The sequence below is a fragment of the Micromonospora sp. LOL_013 genome (assembly GCF_048060315.1).
Lineage (GTDB): Bacteria > Actinomycetota > Actinomycetes > Mycobacteriales > Micromonosporaceae > Micromonospora_E.
The window spans coordinates 237,696-257,721 of sequence record NZ_JBHMIQ010000002.1 but is presented as its reverse complement, the minus strand read 5'-3'; the positions used below and the strand labels follow the sequence as shown (position 1 = coordinate 257,721).

Genomic DNA, 20,026 nt, shown 5'->3' with positions numbered 1-20,026 from the left:
GTTGATGCGGGCGGTCGGCCCGGTCGGCGTGCGGTGGGCAGGAGAGGCTCCAGGACTGCCCACTGCGCGTCCGTCAGGTCGTGCCGCCTCGTCACCGCTACGCTGGTCACGAGGTCTCCGTGTTGATGGTTCGTCTTGGTCGATAAGCCATCTACCGGAGACCTCGCTGTTTACCGGGCAGCGACACGCCGAAAGTCGTCACCCGCCCACGGCCGACTTTGATACACGCCCTAGCTCGAACGGTGCTGTCACCGTCGTGTCACGTTGGGCTGCCGGGGTCGGGATTGGACGGTGGAGCATGGAGGCGTGCGACGGGGTAAAGGCCATGCACGTTCGTCCCCGTGAACCACGATCACGCTTCCAGAACCTGGCTCCGTGAGCCTGTACTGAGGACCACAGGGAAGGGAGCCGGCCCATGAGCTTCGACGATCACATCGAGAAGTTGTTCGCGGAGTACCAACATCAGCGCAGCAGCGTGCTGGACCTCCAGGAACGGATGAGCAAGATCAAGGCCACGGCCACCTCACCGAGACGTGAGGTGACCGTGACGGTCGGGCAGAACGGGGTGCTCACCGACATCACCTTCCCGACCGGCGCGTACCGGCGGATGCCACCCGCTGAGCTACAGGCAACCATCCTCCAGACCTTCGCCGAGGCCAAGGAACTGGTCATGGAACAGGCTGCGGACCTACTCGCTCCGCTGCTTCCCTATGGGATGAACGCCGCCAAGATGGTACGAGGCGAGGCTGGTGTCGACATGTACCTGCCGCCTGAGGGACCACGGATGACCGGCGGCGTCCGACAACTTCTCGGCCTCGACCCGGAGCAGCCGTGAGCGACGTCAACGGCGCACTGTGGGTGGACCCGGAGGGCGTCATCTGGGTGAGCCGTTCCTACGACGGGCATCTCGCCATGTTCGACGGCGAGCTACGGCGTCTCGATGGTCTCCGGACCCGGTACAGCGGCGCGTGGGGCGACGACGAGATCGGCAACGAATTCAGGAAGCAGTTCGACCAGACGATGGATGTGGTCGAAGGCATCATCCTGGGGGTACGAGGAACCCTGGAGTACGCCGCGACGGGGCTACGGATCAGCGGTGAGGGTTACCAGCAGGCCGAGGACGAGGCCAACGAGGCTGGCCGTGCCATCGGTGCCGAATTCGCCGTACTGCCGACTCGGTCGGCGGTGCACCCTGATCCGTCCGGTACTGACAAGCCACCGGTACAGCTCTCCCCGACACAGAACTTCGTAGTCTTGGAAGACACCCCTGACCCCACCGACAACCCAGCCACACAACTCACCCCGACACACAGTCTCTCGATCAGAGCCGAAGCACCGGGCGACTCCGCCGCCGCGATGCCGCTGCTGTCCTCGCATGTCACCTACCGCACCGACGGGGTCCTCATCGACGAAGCCCCGGTTCCCGAGGGTTACGAGCTGCAGAAGCTGAACACGTTCGGAGACGGCGTCGCCCGGCTCGACCTCAACTGCTACGACTCGGTCCAACCGCTGGTGGACCACCACGTCGTCGCCGGACCGGACAACCGACCCGTCGACCCGGGAGACGGCCAGTTGTTCCTGGTCAGGACCCGGGATGACGCCGACTTCGACCCGGCGTCCCCTGGATACCAACCGATGTTGGTCAGTTTCCTACCCGACGGCACCGCCGTTCCGATCTGACCCGCGCTCATGGTCAGCTTCAACATCCCCAACGATCCGAACTGGCAGTGGGCGTACGACGCGATTCTGTACACGGTCGGCGAGAGGTTCCCCAAGGGCGATCCGCCAGAGCTGAAGGCGTTGAGCGTCGAACTCGACGCCTTCGGGCGGGACCTGCTGAGCACCGTCGCGGCGATCCAGGCCCTCGGCGCGGGACTGCACGGCAAGCTCGACGGCCCGGCGGCCGACGCGTTCGCCCAGTTCCACCGCACTATCACCGATCCGGTGCCGCAGGGAACGCGGCGGGCGCTCGTGGCGAGCAACATCGCCGACCAGGCCAACCAGCAGATCGACTACGGGCAGGTCCAGATCGTCGTCGCGGCGTTCGTGATCGTCCTCGACATCGCCCTGGCGATGGCCTCGGGCTTCGGCGCCTCGCTGGTCCCGGCGTACCTCAAGATCGGCCAACAGATTACCGAGAAGCTGCTCGACAAGCTGGAGAACCGGCTACACCAACTCATCGCCCGGCTCGCGCTGGAATCCGTCGAGGAGGGGGTCCAGGAGAGCGCCGAGAACGTCGCGGCGCAGGGCATCGTCCTCGCGAAGGACAACAAGAGCGGCGGCTTCGACTGGACGGACCTCGGCCTTTCCGCCGCCGGTGGCGTCACGATCGGTGCCTTCGCCAGCGGCTTCCAGCTTGTCGGCGGACGGTACTTTCCCAAACTCGCGAACACCTCGCATGGGAAGGCCGGTCTGGGGGCGGGAGGCGAGACGCTGGGCGAGTTCGCCTTCATGGCGATGCTCGGCGCGGCAAGCGGGTTCAACCCGTTGGCCACCGCGGTCTCGTCAGCCGTCGGCACGTATGCCAGCCACAACGCGTACAAGTTCGGCAAGGCGATCGGTGGCGACGACAAGAAGACTCCCGATGCCGACAGCATCGCCGGCCCTGGAGACCGCAAGAATCTGGTTGAGCGCGGCAGCGGCGCGAAGGGCGAAGCCGTCGGCGGTGGCGGCGGTTCCGAGTACGGTCAAGACCCGTCCGGGAAGGGCGGGGGGCTCCAGGCCGGCTCGGAGAAATCAGCAGGCGGCTCCACCGATCCGGCGGCCGTCGGCGGGTCGGACGGGGTCGATCTACCAGCCGGAGGTGCCCAGCTACCTCTCTACAGTGCGACGCCCGGCCAGGGTGGGCCGTCGCCCGAGGGCGCACCGCCGGATCAAGCCGAACTGCCGCCACCCGAGAGTGCGCCGCCGCCGTACGACGGCGCACTGCCCGGGGGCGCGCCCACACCGTACGACGAGGCGCCGCCGCCCTACGATGCCGCGACGGGTCACGGGCAGCCGACCGACGATGACCTTGCCCCGACGCCGGTCGGAGCCGGAGTGGGGTCGCCCCAGGGAGATCAGCATCCGCCGGCCGGCAGCCCCGCTTCCCCGACTGTTCCGAGTGGCACCGCGCCTCCGCTCGTTCCCGGCGGTGCCGCCGCGCCGGAGGAAGGCGACTCCTTGGCATCGGGCCAGGTGCCCGTAGCGCCGAACGGCGGAACCATCGGCGGCGTAGACCCGTCGCCCGACGTCGTCCAGCCGTCAGGCGACCAACCGGGTAGCGTCGGGCAGCCGGACAGCCAACCTGCGGTCACCGCGCCGGCCGACGACGGGCGGGGAGGGCTACCGGGTTTCGACACCACTCCTGTGGGTCAGCCCGCACATGGCGTGGCGGACTCTCCGCCACCGTTGAGTCCGGTTGCTCCGTTGGGCCCGGTGCCGTCCGCCGCCGACATCGTCGTGGAGGCAGGCCCGCAGTCGACCGGTACGCAGCACGACGCTGCCCGGGAAAGCCCGAGCTCCGCGCACCGGGGCAGTCGGGACGTTACGCATACCGATACGCCTCCGGCCGCGGCGGTCGTTGCGCCTACCGTCGGATCCGCTGGCGTCATTCCTCGACTGGACAGCACCGTACCTGGACTGGACGGCACCGTACCTGGACTGGACGGCACCGTACCTGGACTGGACAGCGGCGTCGTGGCACCGGCTGCCGCCACGTCATCGAGTACCGCCCCACCGCCCGGCGTCACTGCCCCGGTCGCACCATCCACCGCCACCACGACCAGCGGGTCACCCGGGGGGGCCATATCCTCCTCGGCGGCCGCGCAGAGCGGGCCGGCCGGCGCCCGGACAGAAAGCCCGTCGACGACCGGACCCGCGCTGGGTACGTCGGGCCGACCGTCGCCGGTGCCGCTCGCGCCGCTGGACACAGCGGTGGGGCCAGCCACCCAGGCAGCCCTGGCAGACACGCCGGCTGCGCCGGTAGACAGCTCGGTTGCTTCGGCGCACCCGTCGGTTCCCCCGGCGCACCCACCGGCTGCTGTTCCAGGACGGACCGATCGTGCGGCCGGGCACCGACCGCAGTCGCGGTCCCACACGGACCCGCCCGAGCACGGATCCGCTGAACAGGCCGCGCCCGCAGCGCACACGGAGTCGCAGTCGCCATCCCCGCAGCCCCAACGTCCGGCTGCCGGGCCTGTCGCCGACCGGGTCGAGACATCGCCACCGGTGGTCGCGGTCGACGGTCCCGCGATCGAGGCTCGGTCTACGCCACCTGCCGTCGCGGGCACCGAAGCTGCGGTGCCGGCTGAGGCCGACCGCGCGCCGGAGTCGGTCGCCGCGTACGAGCATGGCCGAGGACGGTCGTTGCGCGACGTACCGCCTGCGGTGGTCGTGAAATCGACCGCCGAGACGCTGTGCGTCGGTGACCCGATCGACGTGACGACCGGTCGAATGATCTTGACCGAGACCGACATGATCCTGCCCGGCCTGCGCCTCACCCGTACCCACCGCTCGGACTACCGCTGGGGCCGCTCCTTCGGGCCCAGTTGGGCCTCGACGCTGGACCAACGGGTGGTGACCGACGACCGGCACGCCTGGTTCCTGGCCGCCGACGGCTCGATCCTCACCTATCCGTTGCCGGCCGAGGGCGACGAGGTGCTGCCGGTCCTCGGCCGCCCAGATCGACTGCGTCGGCTGGTCGGCGGTGGCTGGGCACTCGTCACCGACGGTGCCCTGCTGCTGTTCGCCCCCGCCGGGGGCGACGGTGCGGCGATGCTGTCCGATGTCGCGGCGGCCGGTCGACGGTGGCACGTCGTCCGCGAAGACACCGGCGCACCGGTGCTCCTGGCGTCATCCACCGGGGACCAGGTGGAGCTGCGTACCTCCGGGGAGCTGGTGACCGGGGCGCTGTTCGTGCCCGCCGACGGCGACGACGAGGTAGAGCTGCCGGCGTTCGGGTACGACGAGCGACGCCGGCTCGTCGAGGTACGGAACTCGTCCGGTGACGCGGTGCGGCTCAGCTACGACGAGGACGGCCGGATCGTCCGGTGGGACGACCGCAACGGGGAGTGGTACACGTACGTCTACGACCGCGCCGGCCGCTGCGTGTCCACCGACGGTACCGGCGGGCATCTGCGGTACGCGTTCGAATACCTCGACGGTCGCACCGTCGTGACCGACTCACTCGGCGGCGTGCACCAGTACGCGTTGAACGACCGGCTCCAGGTCGTCGCCGAAGTCGATCCGCTCGGCGGCGTCACCCGGTCGCGGTGGGACGCGGCGTACCGGCTGCGGGAACGGACCGACCCGCTCGGGCGGACGACCCGCTTCACGTACGACGACCAGGGGCGGCTGGCCGCGACGATCCGCCCGGACGGCAGCCACCACCCGGCCGGTGACGACGAGCCGCCGACCGATCTCGTACCCGGAACCGAACTGGTCCGCGACGGCCTCGGCCGCATCAGGTTGGCACGCCGGCCCGATGGCACCGTCACCGAGTTCGGCTGGACGGCCGAGGGTGACCTGGCCTGGCGCGCGACCGCACATGGTTCCACTCAGGAATGGCATTACGACGGCGAAGGGAATCTGGTGGAGACTATCGATGCTCTGGGGCGTTCCGTGCGGATAGAGTACGGCTCGTTCGATCTACCGACGGCGCGGATCGACGAGGCGGGCAACCGTACCGAGTTCAGCTACGACACGGAGTTGCGGCTGGTCGCGGTGACGAACCCGCGTGGCCGGGTATGGCGGTACACCTACGACGCAGCCGGTCGTCTCGTCACCGAGACCGACTACGACGGCCGCACCCAGCGCTACGCCTACGACGCCGCCGGGCAGCTGACCAGCCGGACGAACGCGGCGGGCGAGACCGCCCACTACCGCTACGACCTGCTCGGCCGGGTGGTCGAGCGCCGCGTCGGCGACCTGGTCACCCGGTTGGGGTACGACGCGGACGGCTATCTCGCCGAGGTGACCAGCCCGGACGCGGTGGTGCGGTTCGAGCGGGACGACCAGGGTCGGGTGGTGGCGGAGAGCATCAACGGCCGTACCGTCCGCACCAGTTACGAAGGCGACGAGGTGGTGGCCCGGACCACGCCGTCGGGTCGGGCCAGCCGGTGGACAATGGACGCGGATGGCCTGCCGGTCATGCTCGTCACCGGCGGGCACGTGGTGCGCTTCGGCCACGACGCCGCGGGCCGGGAGGTCAGCCGGACCGTCGACGAGGTGGTCGCGCTCCGTCAGACGTACGACGTCGCGGGCCGGCTGTCGGCGCAGCACATCGCCGACATCGCCGTACGCGGGTTCGACTACGACGGCAACGACCGGGTGGTCGGCATCACCGACACCCTCGGCGACGACCTTTCGTTCGAGGCCGACGAGGTCGGACGGATCCGCACGGTCACCGCCGCCGGTGGGGCGCGGGAGCGCTATCACTACGACGTGGCCGGTGGCCTCGCTGGCGTGGGCGACGGGCGCTGGGAGTTCGACGGCAGCATGCTCCTGCGGTCGGACGACGCGCGGTTCGACTACGACGACAGCGGCCGGTTGATTGCCCGGACCGACGCCGGGGGCACCTCGCGGTTCGTATGGGACGCGGAGGACCGGCTCGTGCGGGTCGTCACGCCGGGCGGGGACCAGTGGCACTACCGGTACGACGGTTTCGGTCGGCGGGTCGCGAAGCAGCGCCTCGCCGGTGACGGTTCGGTCGCCGAGGAGGTGTACTTCGCCTGGGCGGGCGACCTGATGGTCGAGCAGACCGACGGTGCCGACACCATCTCGTGGGACTACTGGCCCGACGGCTCGGCACCGGTGACCCAGACCGGCGGCGACCAGGGGGTGGACACCGTCGTCACCGACCTGATCGGGACCCCGACCCATCTGGTCGAGTCCGGCGGTCAGCTGCGCTGGTGGTCGCGCGGTGACCTGTGGGGCCGTGGCGGTGACCCGGCGGGCACCCCGCTACGGTTCCCCGGCCAGTACCACGATGTCGAGACCGGACTGCACTACAACCGGTTCCGCTACTACGATCCGGCGACGGCCCGCTATCTGAGCCCGGATCCTCTCGGCCTGGCCGGCGGACCCAACCCGACCGCGTACGTCGACGACCCCCTCACCATCGCCGACCCGCTCGGCCTGATGGGCTGCGGCGTGGGCAAGAACAAGAGCAGCGGCAGCAGCAGCGGCAGCAGTCGACGGAGCTCGCGTGAATCGGACAGCTCCAGCCGGGATGGCGGGTCCCACCGGAGAAAGCGCCATTCGCACAGCGAACCGAGTCATCATCCGAGACATGGGCGCCCTCCATCGAATAACGAACTGATCGGCATACCTGACTCCAGCCTGCTCCCAGCCGAGGACCCCACCGATCAAGTGGTTGATTCACCCACGAGCTACTCGAATTCACCAAGCGGCTCGACATATTTGGACTTGCGACGCGAACCACCACCAGACATCAACCCCAACTCCAGAGTCGGGAAAGCCCAGAAAGACTGGGACGAAGTCCGGGTCCGCCTGGCTGCGTACAAAAGGCTCCAAGGAAACAGCCGCCTACAAAGGCGTCTCGCAGCCTTCAAGGAACAGGTCAATTACGAACTGTCCCTGCAGGATGACGGCTATTCTTCGCAGCAGATCTTTGCAGCATCGGAAAAGTACTTTGGCTCGGCCTACGACAGAGCCAAACGCTTCGCCGAAGAGTTGGCGGAAAGTTATGCTTTTTCCGTCAATTCGGATTGGTGGGTGGAGCACCAAGACGATCGAGATTTCGAGAAGAAACTCGAGGAGGAAGTCGGGCGACTTAAATCAAATCTTGCACTATGGGGCAAGCTTGGACCCGCGGTGGCCGAGCGCATCACCAAGAGTGCGGGTCAGCGAATCCTCGAATCCACCCCCGGTGGAGTCATCTTTGACAATCTCATGTTCGGCACTTCCGGATACACCGACTACCCACCGATCTTGGAGCGCATGTGGGAAGCATTTTCACACAAACTCGTCGATGTCTCCGGAGGAGTAATCGACGCTCATGTCTTTCGAGCTGTCATGGTCCCGAGCGTATTGCACGACGTGGAGTTTGAGGCGCTATTCGAACTTGTCAAGCAGGGTCGGATCGATGGTTTGCGCATCGTTGCCTGGGAATTCGTAAGCAAAGGCACGATAGCGAAAAGGCACGAGTATCTCATACGCAACAGAAGCGAATACGAAGCTGTCCCCAAGCTTTACAAGGGAAAAACCACTCAATCCTTCGATGCGCAACAGAACGACCTGTATCAGCAATTTAGATATCGCGAGGCAGAGAACAACCGGAAAGGATTGCAATTCACAATCCCCAACGTTACCCCAAATGAACGACGGGACAGCGATTACATATACATTCTGTCCCAATTGTTTGAGGGCACTGACGCCGACCAGCGAAGGAGGTCGATCCTCAGAGCGGATCAAGATGCTGAATCTTTGATTGCACACTTAACTCACTTCCATACGACGTTCGGGCAATCCCCAGAGATACGCGACCTGAATAGAAAGCTGATGGAACTTCAGGTCGCGCAACAAGACGAGGAGTCGTCCATCAACGACACGTCTGTCGGCGACATCACCGCGGGGATGTCGCGGGCACGCCTCGACTCAGATGGAAGCATCTACGTCCCCCCAACGCGACAGAATACCGGGACATGGGCAGATGCTTCGGACTTGAGTAAACCTCTTGGCTATTTTCCTAATCGTTCTATTATCGAAAACTGGGAAGCATTTTCCGAGGATTACACCTTCTCGCAACCTGCTCACCCTCAGCGCCAGGATTCGATGGCAACATCACCGAAGCGCCACTCGTGGTCACGGAGGAGGTCGAGCAAGGACTCCAGCTCTTCCTCTCGAAGCTCGCGCTCGGGATCCGGTAGCCCTGGATATCATTCGAGTCGAGGAAAATCCACCTCATCGTACGCCGCCATTCAAGAAGAGGGGTACACCCAACAGAACTACACCCAACAGGACTACACCCAACAAGATCAACCACAAGATAGCAACTCGCAACTAACAAACTACGGAACGAGGTACAAACAGGGTGACGTAACATATGACCATAGATTGCCAGCAGCCACACATCCAAACGCAACCTGGACTACTTCGTCGAGCAGCGACCCGTATTACGGTGGCGCCTACGCGGGACCGTCGTTCGGCGACAATTCGCCGTACTACACAGCGAAGAGCACCGAGGAGACCGACTGCGAGGGCGACCCGATCGACGTCACCACCGGCCGCATGATTCTCACCGAGACCGATGCCGAGGTGCCGGGTCTGCCGCTGGTGCGCACGTACCGCTCCGACTACCGCTGGGGACGGTCGTTCGGCCCGAGCTGGGCCTCACCCATCGACCAGCGGGTCATCATCGACGGTGAGCAGGTGCGCTACCTGGCCTCCGACGGATCTATCCTGACCTATCCGCTGGTCGGTGAGGGTGAGACGGCGCTGCCGACGATCGGGCGGGCATGGCCGCTGCGCCGGCTCGTGGGCGGAGGCTGGTTGCTCACCGACCCGGTGTCCGGTCGGGTATCGCTGTTCGCCCCGGCGGTCCACGGAGAATCGCTGGTCAGTGACATCACCGACGGCGGACTGCGGTGGTCGGTCGCCCGTGACGACGACGGCACGGTCACCGAGCTTCATTCGTCGGCCGGCGCCACGATCGAGATCTCGTCGTCCGAGGGGCTGGTGACGGCGCTGCGACTGCCGGACCATGACGGGCTGCTGGTGGAGGCGAGCAGGTACGGCTACGACCAGGACCGGCAACTGACCGAGGTGATCAATTCCTCGGGCGACCCCGAGCGTTTCGAGTACGCCGACGGCCGGATGGTGCGCTGGGAGGACCGCAACGGTGAGTGGTACACCTACACCTACGACGACGCGGGCCGCTGCGTCGACACCGACGGCAAGAACGGCTACCTGCGCTACCGGTTCGAGTACTCCGACGGCCGGACCGTCGTCACCGACTCGCTCGGCGCGGTGCACACCTACGAACTCAACGACCACCTTCAGGTGGTCGCGGAGATCGACGGGCTGGGCGCGACGACCCGCAACGAGTGGGACCACGCGTACCGGCTGCTGACTCGGACCGACCCGCTGGGCCGGACGACCCGCTACGAGTACGACACCGAGGGACGGCAGACCGCTGTCGTCCGCCCCGACGGCAGCCGCTCCACGACCAGGTACGACGAACACGGCCGGGAAATCTCCCGGACGGACTTCGACGGGTCCACGATCACCCGGGAGTTCGACACCGATGGCCGGGTGCTCGCGGAGGTCGACGCCAGCGGCGAAGTGGTGCGGTTCGACCGGCCGACCGACGACGGCCGGGGTACGGCCGTCCAGGTCGGTTCGGCGGTCGTCGTACGCAACGCGATACGTCAGGTCACATCGATGACCACCGGTGACGGCGAGACCCACTACCGCTACGACGAACTGGGCCGGACCATCGGAGTCCGCACCGGTCAGGGCATCACGCGACTCGGCTGGACCTTGGAGGGTGAACTGGCCTGGCGGGAACACCCCGACGGCAGCGTCGAGGAGTTCGGCTACGACGCCGAAGGCAACCTGGTCGAAGCGGTCGCCCGGGACGGCCGACACACCTACTACGAGTACGGCGCGTTCGACCTGGTGACGGCACGTATCGACGATGACAACCGCACCGAGTACGCGTACGACACCGAACTGCGGCTGACCACCATCACCGACCCGCAGGGCCGGACCTGGCGGTACTCGTACGACCCGAACGGCCGACTTGTCGAGGAGACCGACTTCGACGGTCGCACCCAGCGGTACGCGTGGGACGCAGCCGGTCAGCTGGTCGAACACACCAACGCGGCCGGTGGGGTCACTCACTACACGTACGACCTGCTCGGCCGGGTGATCGAGCAGCGAACCGGAGAGTCAGTGACCCGGCTGACCTACGATCCGGCCGGCCGGATCGTCGCGGCCGACGACGCCGACTCGAAGATCCGACTGGAGCGTGACGCGCTCGGCCGGGTCATCGCCGAGGCGGTCAACGGGCACACGGTGTCCAGCGCCTACGACGAGCAGGTTGGTGCGGTGACCGCGCGGACCCGACCGTCCGGGGCGGTGACGCAGTGGTCGTACGACGAGTCCGGCCGGCCCCTGCTACTGGCGGCCGGTGGGCAACGGCTCAGGTTCGGCTACGACGGCGGGCGTGAGGTGAGCCGGTCCTGGGACGCGGGTCTGTCGGTCGAACCGCCGGCGGACGACGAGGCCGCAGCCGACGAGACCCGCGACGGCGACGGTCCGGCCGAAGTCCGGTACACGCTGGACGCCGCCGGCCGGCCCAGCATCCGGTCGGGAGCCGACGGCGACTGGCGGCTCACCTGGGACCATCTGGACCGGCTGACCACGGTCACCACTCCCGACGGGAACCACTGGCGGTACCGGTACGACGCGTTCGGCCGGCGAATCGCCAAGCAGCGCCTCGACGGGGACGGCACCGTGCTGGAGGAGACGGGATTCGTGTGGTCCGGTGACCTGCTGGTCGAGCAGCACCACCGGGACGGCACCGGCCAGGTGACCACGACGGCGTGGGAATACCATCCGACGCTGGCGTACCCGGTCGCGCAGCTGACCGACGGCACGGTGTACGCGGTGGTGACCGGCGGCGCGGACGCCCCGCCGGAGCTGGTCGGCACCGACGGCCGCCGGTTGGGCGACCAACCTGGCACGCCGGTGCGGCTCGGCGGCAGGTACCTGGACGTCGAGACCGGTCTGCAGTACGACGGTCTGCGGTACTACGACCCGACGACGGCTCGCTACCTGCCCGAGTCGCGGACGGCCGCGGCAGCGGTCCGCTGATTCCCGCCTGCCCCGCCCACCCCGTGGTGGGCGGGGCAGGTCCACCCCGAGCTGACGCCGCACTACCGGCTGCCGGAGACGACCCGCCTGGCCGACCGCGCCTGCCGGGAGGTCTCCCGGCACGGCTGATATCGGACGGCCTTTCACGTTAGTCAACCGGCTTCGCCGAAGAAAGGCATGTCGTTCTTGGAATCGAGTCTACTCGTCAGTCTGCGGGCGTTAGGGTTCTTTCGGTAAGGGGACGACCTGATTGTCCCCGGTGCCGGGGGCGTCGGTGACCAGCGCGAGACCCCGGCCTTCATTAATGAGGCGGTCCGGCCTGAGGAGTTCCGTGTTGAGTGCGCATGCGGCGATGTGTCGCAGTCTGCCGAGCCTTGCCGACCGGTACGTGCCGGACGGCAATTCGTTCGGGCTGATCCGCCTGGCCCTGGCCCTTGGTGTCCTCGTGGCGCATGCCTGGCCGCTGGGCTACGGCGCGGCGAGCCTTGGCTACGGCATCTCAGCTGGGCAGAGCGAGCTCGGTTCGCTGTCGGTCCAGGGATTCTTCGTGGTTTCCGGATTCCTGATCACGGGAAGTGCACTCAAGCACTCCGTCTTGCGGTATTCTTGGCATCGGGTGCTTCGGATTTTTCCCGGCTTCTGGGTGTGTCTACTCGTCACCGCCTTTGTGGTGGCTCCGCTGGTCGCGCTGTACGAGAACGGTACGATGCGAGGGTTCTGGAGTCATCCTCAAGGTCCATTTTCCTACCTGGCGGCCAACTGGTTTACCGCCATGGAGCAGTACCCGATATCGGGACTGCTGTCGTCTACTCCGTTCGGCCAGATGATGGGTGGGCCGAGCGCGTTCGATGGATCACTGTGGAGCTTGCGGTACGAACTCGTGTGCTACGGCCTGATCGCTGTCCTCGGCGTGACTTCGGTCCTGCGCCTAGCTCCGCGGGCATTGCTGGCAATCCTGTTATTCGGCTACGCATTAATTATTCGTGACATTTCGATTGCCTCAACATGGGCATTCCGGCCAGCTCCAGTCGGGGCGGTCGGCCCGTTTCCGCTGATCGGCTCGTTCACCTCTGACTGGCTGCTGTATCTGACTTTCCTTTTTGTGCTGGGCGCCGCCGTCCGCTGCTATATGCATCGCATACCGATGGACGGCCGGCTGGCTGCGTTGGCGGCCGTCCTGCTCGCGATCAGCCTACTGTGGGGCGGATTCGTCGTTGTCGGACTGCCAGCCTACGCGTACCTGCTCATATATCTGGGTGTCGCGCTTCCGCGACGGCTCGGACGGATCGGCCGTGGGCGGGACTACTCGTACGGAATCTACATCTACGCATTCCCGGTACAGCAAGTTCTGGCACTGGTCGGCGTGGCCGAGTACGGCATGTCATCGTATATTCTGTTGTCGATCGTCGGCACGATGCTGTTCGCTGTACCGTCGTGGCATCTTGTCGAGAAGCCCGCGATGAGATTGCGGGCTCTCGATGTCGCCCGCCTGCCCCGACCCGCCCGCCCTGCCCCGGCCAGGCCGGCAGCCGCACGAGGTCCGGCGGGCAGACGGTCCTCCGTACTGCCACGAAGCGCCTACCAGGGCGGTCGTAATGCCTATTCGGCTGCGACGAACGGCACCGCGGCAGGTGACGGAGACGTTGGCCAGGTGCCAACTCCACGCGGCTGACGGACTGGTGTGGGGACGCCTGCGCACGTGCGCCAGGTCGCCGCAAGTCCACGTGCACCGCTGAAACCAGGCGCCGCCGCCACACGTCTGGGGGTATGTCGGTCGATTCGGGAACATCGACCGGACCCCGGGCGGCGGCGGGCGGGTAGCCGTCGCCGCCGGGTCACCGACAGACGGATGAGGGTGAGAACGTGGTGACGGGCCGATGGATCACAGGTCTGGGAATCGCCGTGCTGGCCAGCGCGGTGGCGGCGTGCGGCACGACCGCACCGGCCGGCGACACGACGCCGACGTCCGACCCGGACCCGACGACGGTGACCGGGACCCCGACCACCAGCCTGGCACCGCCGCCGGAGCCGACGGCACCCACGGGTGGCCTGCCGCAGGTGCTGTCCGGCACCCGGCAGGTCACCATCGTGCGGGCCGAGGCGTTCGAGTCCGGGCTGTCGATCACCGACGACGGACGGTTGGCCGAGGTCGACGACGACGAGGGCCGCCAGTCGTTCGTCGTGGTCCCGTTGCAGGGGCGGCTGTTCCTGATCGAGTCCTACCAGGGGACCAGCGGCGGCCCCGGCGCCGGTGACCCGGTCTGCTGGCGGGTGCACAACCCGGGAGACGGGGGATCCTTGTCAATCGAGGGTGCAGCCTGTGACACCGGTGACCCCCGGCAGCGGTTCGCGATCGTCGCGGCCGACACCGGCGCCGACGACACCTTCATGATCAGCAACAGGTCGGCGTACCTGCGCACCTCGGCCCGCTCCGGGCTGATCCTGGAGGAGCACGGCGACGGTTCGCCGCCCCCGGACGGGTTCCGGCTGACCGACAACGGGCCGGCGCCGACCCGGTGACCGGTGCAGGAACGACCAGGTGACGGGCGGAGCACGGCGGATGCGTGACGCCGACGAGTTCGACGCCTTCTACGCCGCGTCGGCCCAACGGTGCTCGGACACCTGTCCGTGGTGCTCGGCAACCGGACCGACGCCGAGGACGCGGTCGCGGAGGCGTACGCCCGCGCGTGCGGGACCGGTGGCGGTCCGTGCACGACTGCGACAGCCCGGAAGCCTGGGTACGCACGGCCGGCGTACCGGATCGCGGTCAGCTCCTGGCGTAAGGCGAGCACGTACCACGAGCATGACCGGGCCTTCCACGGCACGGTCATGCAGGCATCCGGGTACCACATCGCCCGAGGCGTCATCCGGGCGTTGGAGAGCCAGGTCGACAACACGGCCCGGTACATGGGCCGGACCGAGCGTGCCCTGTTGGTGGCATCCAACCGGGCCACCGGCGGATCGACGAACGCGTCGCCGCACACGACCCGGAAGGCGCCACGGCGGCGATGTTCACGCACATCACCGAAGCCTGGCTCGTCCGCCGCAGCGGACCAGGCGAGTCCGTCCGGCTGCAACGGTTAGGTACCCCGTGCGGTAACGCCCGCACAGACGCTGGTGGCCGGGTTCCCGTACGGGAACCCGGCCACCAGGGATGTCACCGGTCAGGCGGAGTAGCCGCGCTTGGCGGTCCAGTCAGCCAGCACCTCAAGATCCATCCAGTACTCCTGGCCCTCGAAGTACGGGTCGGCGATCTTCACCGTGTCACCACCGTCGCGGTAACCCGTCACCGTCAGGTAGTGCCCACCCTCGTACGAATGCGCCACCCCGTCGACGTCCGACGCCGTACCCATGATGTTCGCCACCACGGCCCGGTCGTCGTCCACGGCCTCACGCACATCGGCCTTCAGCTTCTCCACGTGCTCCGGCTTCGCCGCGGCCGCACCGATCGACACCGTCTCGTACTCGGCCTCACCGATCACCTCGTTGAGCACCCGGGTCGTCTCCTCAGCCGAATCGGTACCGGCCTCGGTCGTCCCCAGCTTGCCCGCCACCTCGTCCTGCGACGGAGCATGACCCTGCGCCGTCAACGCGATCCGCGTCGCCGCCGGACCGCAGTAGTAGAAATTCGGCTGCGCCTCGTACTCCACCGCCACCTCACGCACACCACCATCAGCGGCACCCGGACCAACGCCCTGCGCCGCCATGGCAGGAGCCACCACCACACCACCAGCGGTCAACACACCAGCAACCGACAGAGCAGACTTACGGAAGATCGTATTCATAGCAGAATCTCCGTTCCGAGGGGAAATGAACCAGACACCAGACCCACCAGGTCGATAACCGGTCACGAACGGGACAGAACAGAACACGCACAAAAAAGTCGAACTCAAATGATGCGCTCCGACCTGCGCACACCCGCCGGCCCAGGCAGGGGGCGGTCTCACCGGCGCACCGGATACAACCACCCGGGAGCGCCCGGCATTCCGCACCCGGCGGGGTCGCAGATCCGGCCGTACCCACGCCGGGCGACAGACCAGACGGACCAGGCGGGCCACTCGCCTACTCGGTCCAACGCCGGGATCCAACGCCACCCGACCGCCCGATGTTCCCCCGCGCCCAGCACCTCAGCCACCCGCCCACCGCGCCGCACCGAACCTCGCAAACGGTGCCTGACGCCCCATCGGTGTCCTGCGTCCACACGAAAAGGCACTGCTCGTGCCCGGCGGCCCTCCCGGCGCGGGCCTTCACGGCAGGTCCCGCAGGAACGCCCGGACCCCGGACCTGCCCGGCGCTCGGCACCAGGATGCCGGCGAGCAGTTTCACCGTTGTCGACTTGCCTGCGCCGTTCGGCCCGACGTACGCCACCGCCTCACCCGCCTCGCCCCGCAGTCAGCGCGCCACGCAGACCCGGGCCTTCACCGGTCGGCGGAACCGTTTGGTCAAGCCATCAGCTTCGATGGAGGCCAGGCCCGGATGGTGCCGTACCCGTGCGTCGCCGCCCACCGAACCTCCGGCCGGTGGACCACTATGATTTCCGGCCGGCGGACCACCATGCGGTAAGGGCCGATATCGGGTACGGCACTGACAGCGGCGACGGTAGCCTCACCGCCGTGACGACTGCGTACGCCCGTCGACCGGTGCTCGGCCTGGCCATGGTGGTCGGGGCCAGCGCCCTGTTCGCGATCAACGGCACCGTTTCCAAGCTGGTGCTGCGGGCCGGGCTGGACGCCCCGCAACTGACCGTGCTGCGGGCGGTCGGCGCCTTCACCGGGCTCCTGGTGCTCAGCGTCGTGCTGCGGCCCGGTGCCCGCCGGGCGCGGCTGCGCCGCCGCGAGGTTCCGCTGCTCGTCGCGTACGGGCTAACCGGTTTCTTCCTGGTCCCGATGCTCTACTTCGTGGCCATCTCCCGGCTGCCCGTCGGCATCGCGCTGCTGTTCGAGTACACCGCCCCGCTGATGGTGGCGGTCTGGGCCTGGGCCGTGCAACGCCAGCAGGTGCGGTCCTGGCTGTGGGCCGGGCTGGCGCTGAGCCTGCTCGGGCTGGCCTGCGTGGCGCAGGTGTGGGGCGGGCTGACCCTCGACCCGCTGGGGGTGGCCGCCGGGTTGGGCGCGGCCGTGATGCTCGCCGCGTACTTCCTGATCGGTGCGCGGGGCGTCCAGGACCGCGACACCCTGTCCCTGACCACCTGGGCGTTCGGCGCGTCGGCGATCGCCGGGCTGATCGTCCGCGCCGCCACCGCCGGCCTGGACGGCTGGCAGCCGCTGCTCACCCGTACCGAGGGCGGGATGCCGGTCGCGTTGCTCTGCTGCTACGTGGTGGTCCTCGGCTCGATCGTGCCGTACCTGATGATCACCGGCGCGTTGCGGCACCTGCCGGCGACCAGCGTCGGCATCGTCGGCATGGTCGAGCCGGTGTTCGCCGCCACGGTGGCCTGGGTGGTGCTGGGCTCGGGTGAGGCGTTGACCCTGGTGCAGCTGGCCGGCGGCGCGTTGGTGCTGACCGGGGTGGCGTTGGCCGAGACCGCCCGGACCGGCACCGGCGCGCCGCCCGCCGTACCGCCGGCACCCGACGGGCCGCTGCCCCCCGGACCGCAGCTGCCGGGCGGCCGGCCGCCGGCGGCTGGCGTAGTGGCGGGCGGCGGCGGGTAGGAACAGCGGTATGAGTGCACCGAAACGGGTCGCCGTCGTCGCGCACCGCAAGAAGACCCTCGGCGGCGGCCTCGACGAGTTGCGCGCGGCGATCGCCGGGCACGGCGCCGAGGACATCGACTGGTACGAGGTGCCGAAGAGCCGCAAGGCACCGAAGAAGGCCCGCCGGGCCGTCGAGCGGGGCGCCGAGCTGGTCTTCGTGTGGGGCGGCGACGGGATGGTGCAACGCTGTCTGGACGCGCTGGCCGGCCGCGATGCCACCGTGGCGATCATCCCGGCCGGCACGGCGAACCTGCTGGCGGGCAACATCGGCGTACCGGAGGACCTCGGCGAGGCGGTCCGGATCGGCTTCCAGGGCGAACGGCGCCGGCTCGACCTGGGCAGGGTCAACGGCGAGCATTTCGCGGTGATGGCCGGGGCCGGTTTCGACGGGCGGCTGATCCGCGACGCCGACCGGGACCTGAAGGACCGGGCCGGCAAACTCGCGTACGTCTGGACCGGACTGCGTCACGTCGGCGGCGGCACGCCCCGGATCCGGATCAAGGTCGACGGCACCACCTGGTTCGACGAGTCGGCCAGTTGCGTCCTGGTCGGCAACGTCGGCCGGATCACCGGCGGCATCCACGCCTTCGACGATGCCCGGCCCGACGACGGCTGGCTGGAGGTCGGGGTGACCACCGCGCAGGGGGCGGCCGAGTGGGCGCGCACGCTGGGTCGGATGGCGGTCGGGCGCTCGGAGCGCTCCCCGTTCGTCCGGATGACCCGGGCCCGGCGGGTCGACATCCGGCTGGCCGAGCCGATGACGTACGAACTCGACGGCGGCGCCCGGGGTCAGGCCAAAAAGATGAAGGTACGGGTGGTCCCCGCCGCGATCACCGTCTGCGTCCCGGCCTAATTCCGTCTGAGGGAGACGGCCTGACGGGCTCAGCGGGTTACGGTCAGCCCGGTCACGAAGGCCGACCAGGCGGCCGGGCCGAAGGCGAGCAACGGGCCGGTGACGTCCTTGCTGTCGCGGACCAGTACCCGGCCAGGGAGATTGTCGGCGACCTCGACACAGGTGTTGCCGCCGTTGCCGGACCGGGTCGAGGTACGCCATCGTGGTGTCACACTCGTACCGCTCATAGTTCCTTCACCAGACCTTCGATCAGCTCACGTGATGTAGGCTCGGGAAGCGCCTCGGTCAGCAGACTGTCCCAGATCCGCACCACCTGCTCCACACCGCTCGGATGGTCCACGGGATGCCCGAAGACCCCGTCCACATGCACCACGTCGTCGCCCTCGGGCAGGGTACCGATGACGAATCCACCGGACATGCCAGCATACGCCCCAGCGCTGAGCGGCACCACGTACAGCTTGATCCGCCGCTCGTTCATCAGCGTAAGCAGATAGTTGAGCTGCTCGCGCTGTACAACCGTGTCGCCGACGATCCGGCGCAGCGCCCCTTCGTCGACCACGGCGACCAACACCGGTGGCTTCTCCCTGGCGAGCAGCCGTTGGCGATCCAACCGCATGGCCACCTGATCCTCGACCCCGTCTGCGGTGTACAGGCCGGTGCCGGTGAAAACCGCACGCGCGTATTCCTCCGTCTGCAGCAGTCCCGGCACCAGCAACGGCTCGTACATCCGCAGCTTGACCGCGCGGTCCTCGATCGCGCGCCATGACGCAAACCAGCTCGGCGCTTGCTTCTTGTTGATCAGATCCAGCATCTCGGCGAGAAGACCGCCGGTATCCAAGGCTTCGTCAGCACCCGCAGCCAAAGTCATCGTCGGCCGGCGCCGCCCCGTCTCCACCGCCGCGATGGTGGAGGCACTGTAGTTGATTTTTGGAGCAAGCTGATCCTGCGAGACATCCGCCGCCGCCCTGGCCGCTTTGAATGCCTTGATCCACATGTCGACATCCACCAGCCGATCCGATCAGGAAAGAATGATCGAATCAACACGCTGTGGAGTTCTCGAAAGGGCAGCCGGTCGGTTCGACCGAGGCGCGGCCATCGTGATCAGTATGCGCGCGGCGGGACCTGAATCCGGAAGAGCGCGTGGCGGCGCACCGGGCCGTCGGGCACGTTCGGGTGGTCGAAGCCGCCGGCGGGGTCACGGGTCATCCCGATCCGCCGCATCACCGCCTGCGAGCGCAGGTTGCCGACGGCGGTCAACGCGACGATCTCCGGCAGGCCGAGGGTGTCGAAGCCGTACGCCAGGCAGGCGCAGGCCGCTTCGGTCGCGTACCCGTTGCCCCATGCGTCGCGGCGCAGCCGCCAGCCGACCTCTACCCCGCCGAACGGCATGTTGGCCTCCACCGGGCTCAGGCCGGTCATGCCGATGAACTCGCCGGTCGCCGCCACCTCGACCGCCCACCAGCCCCAGCCACGCTGCTCCAAGCCAGCCTGGCAGCGGGACATGGTGGTGGCGCTCTGCTCGCGGGTCGCCAGGCCCGGGAAGAACTCCCGCACCTGAGGGTCGGCGTTCATCGCCACCCACGGCTCCAGGTCGGACCCGCGCCAGTGCCGCAGCACCAGCCGCGGCGTGGTCAACTCCGCCATGGAGGCACTGTAGCGC

12 protein-coding genes and 1 pseudogene are annotated in these 20,026 nt (G+C 67.9%); 7 read left to right on the top strand and 6 right to left on the bottom strand.

What is annotated here, in order from left to right; genetic code table 11:
- Positions 1 to 110, bottom strand: a pseudogene (locus ACFHWS_RS03005) (IS5/IS1182 family transposase); the annotation flags it as partial.
- 305 nt (positions 111 to 415) lie between these two features.
- Between ACFHWS_RS03005 and ACFHWS_RS03000 the strand changes: the two are divergent.
- The 5 genes from ACFHWS_RS03000 (at position 416) to ACFHWS_RS02980 (ending at position 14,340) form a co-directional block, all read left to right on the top strand.
- Entirely contained in the window at positions 416 to 835 is a 420-nt protein-coding gene (locus ACFHWS_RS03000; RefSeq protein ID WP_416551646.1) for a YbaB/EbfC family nucleoid-associated protein, read from the top strand.
- Positions 832 to 1,680, top strand: coding sequence for a hypothetical protein (locus ACFHWS_RS02995; RefSeq protein WP_416567567.1), 849 nt, complete (start codon positions 832 to 834; stop codon positions 1,678 to 1,680). The genes ACFHWS_RS03000 and ACFHWS_RS02995 overlap by 4 nt, the downstream gene beginning before the upstream one ends.
- A 9-nt stretch (positions 1,681 to 1,689) precedes the next feature.
- On the top strand, positions 1,690 to 11,820 hold the full coding sequence (locus ACFHWS_RS02990; RefSeq protein WP_416567566.1) for a DUF6531 domain-containing protein: 10,131 nt from the start codon (positions 1,690 to 1,692) through the stop codon (positions 11,818 to 11,820).
- Positions 11,821 to 12,154: 334 nt separating this feature from the next.
- Positions 12,155 to 13,492: an acyltransferase family protein gene (locus ACFHWS_RS02985; protein WP_416551641.1), complete on the top strand. Its 1,338-nt coding sequence runs from the start codon at positions 12,155 to 12,157 to the stop codon at positions 13,490 to 13,492.
- 194 nt (positions 13,493 to 13,686) lie between these two features.
- The gene (locus ACFHWS_RS02980) at positions 13,687 to 14,340 is read left to right on the top strand and encodes a hypothetical protein (RefSeq protein WP_416551639.1); all 654 of its coding nucleotides are present in this window, start codon (positions 13,687 to 13,689) and stop codon (positions 14,338 to 14,340) included.
- A 644-nt stretch (positions 14,341 to 14,984) separates the two neighbouring features.
- On the opposite strand, the gene ACFHWS_RS02975 is transcribed toward ACFHWS_RS02980, so the two are convergent.
- Both ACFHWS_RS02975 and ACFHWS_RS02970 read right to left on the bottom strand, forming a co-directional pair.
- The gene (locus ACFHWS_RS02975; RefSeq protein ID WP_416567565.1) at positions 14,985 to 15,605 is read right to left on the bottom strand and encodes a C39 family peptidase; all 621 of its coding nucleotides are present in this window, start codon (positions 15,603 to 15,605) and stop codon (positions 14,985 to 14,987) included.
- Between the two features lie 277 nt (positions 15,606 to 15,882).
- Positions 15,883 to 16,212: an ATP-binding cassette domain-containing protein gene (locus tag ACFHWS_RS02970; RefSeq protein WP_416567571.1), complete on the bottom strand. Its 330-nt coding sequence runs from the start codon at positions 16,210 to 16,212 to the stop codon at positions 15,883 to 15,885.
- A 221-nt stretch (positions 16,213 to 16,433) separates the two neighbouring features.
- Here ACFHWS_RS02970 and ACFHWS_RS02965 point away from each other — a divergent pair, with 221 nt between their 5' ends.
- Both ACFHWS_RS02965 and ACFHWS_RS02960 read left to right on the top strand, forming a co-directional pair.
- Positions 16,434 to 17,471 (top strand): EamA family transporter, encoded by a 1,038-nt coding sequence (locus tag ACFHWS_RS02965; RefSeq protein ID WP_416567564.1) that lies wholly within the window; start codon positions 16,434 to 16,436, stop codon positions 17,469 to 17,471.
- A 10-nt stretch (positions 17,472 to 17,481) separates the two neighbouring features.
- Positions 17,482 to 18,366: a diacylglycerol/lipid kinase family protein gene (locus ACFHWS_RS02960; protein ID WP_416551631.1), complete on the top strand. Its 885-nt coding sequence runs from the start codon at positions 17,482 to 17,484 to the stop codon at positions 18,364 to 18,366.
- A gap of 29 nt (positions 18,367 to 18,395) precedes the next feature.
- On the opposite strand, the gene ACFHWS_RS02955 is transcribed toward ACFHWS_RS02960, so the two are convergent.
- The 3 genes from ACFHWS_RS02955 to ACFHWS_RS02945 all read right to left on the bottom strand — a co-directional run bounded on the left by ACFHWS_RS02955 (position 18,396) and on the right by ACFHWS_RS02945 (position 20,010).
- Positions 18,396 to 18,593, bottom strand: coding sequence for a DUF397 domain-containing protein (locus ACFHWS_RS02955; RefSeq protein WP_281550693.1), 198 nt, complete (start codon positions 18,591 to 18,593; stop codon positions 18,396 to 18,398).
- Positions 18,590 to 19,372 (bottom strand): helix-turn-helix domain-containing protein, encoded by a 783-nt coding sequence (locus ACFHWS_RS02950; protein ID WP_416567563.1) that lies wholly within the window; start codon positions 19,370 to 19,372, stop codon positions 18,590 to 18,592. Before ACFHWS_RS02950 ends, ACFHWS_RS02955 begins: the two co-directional genes overlap by 4 nt.
- A gap of 95 nt (positions 19,373 to 19,467) precedes the next feature.
- Positions 19,468 to 20,010, bottom strand: a complete 543-nt coding sequence (locus ACFHWS_RS02945) for a GNAT family N-acetyltransferase (protein WP_416567562.1) — start codon at positions 20,008 to 20,010, stop codon at positions 19,468 to 19,470.
- Between the last annotated feature and the right edge of the window lie 16 nt (positions 20,011 to 20,026).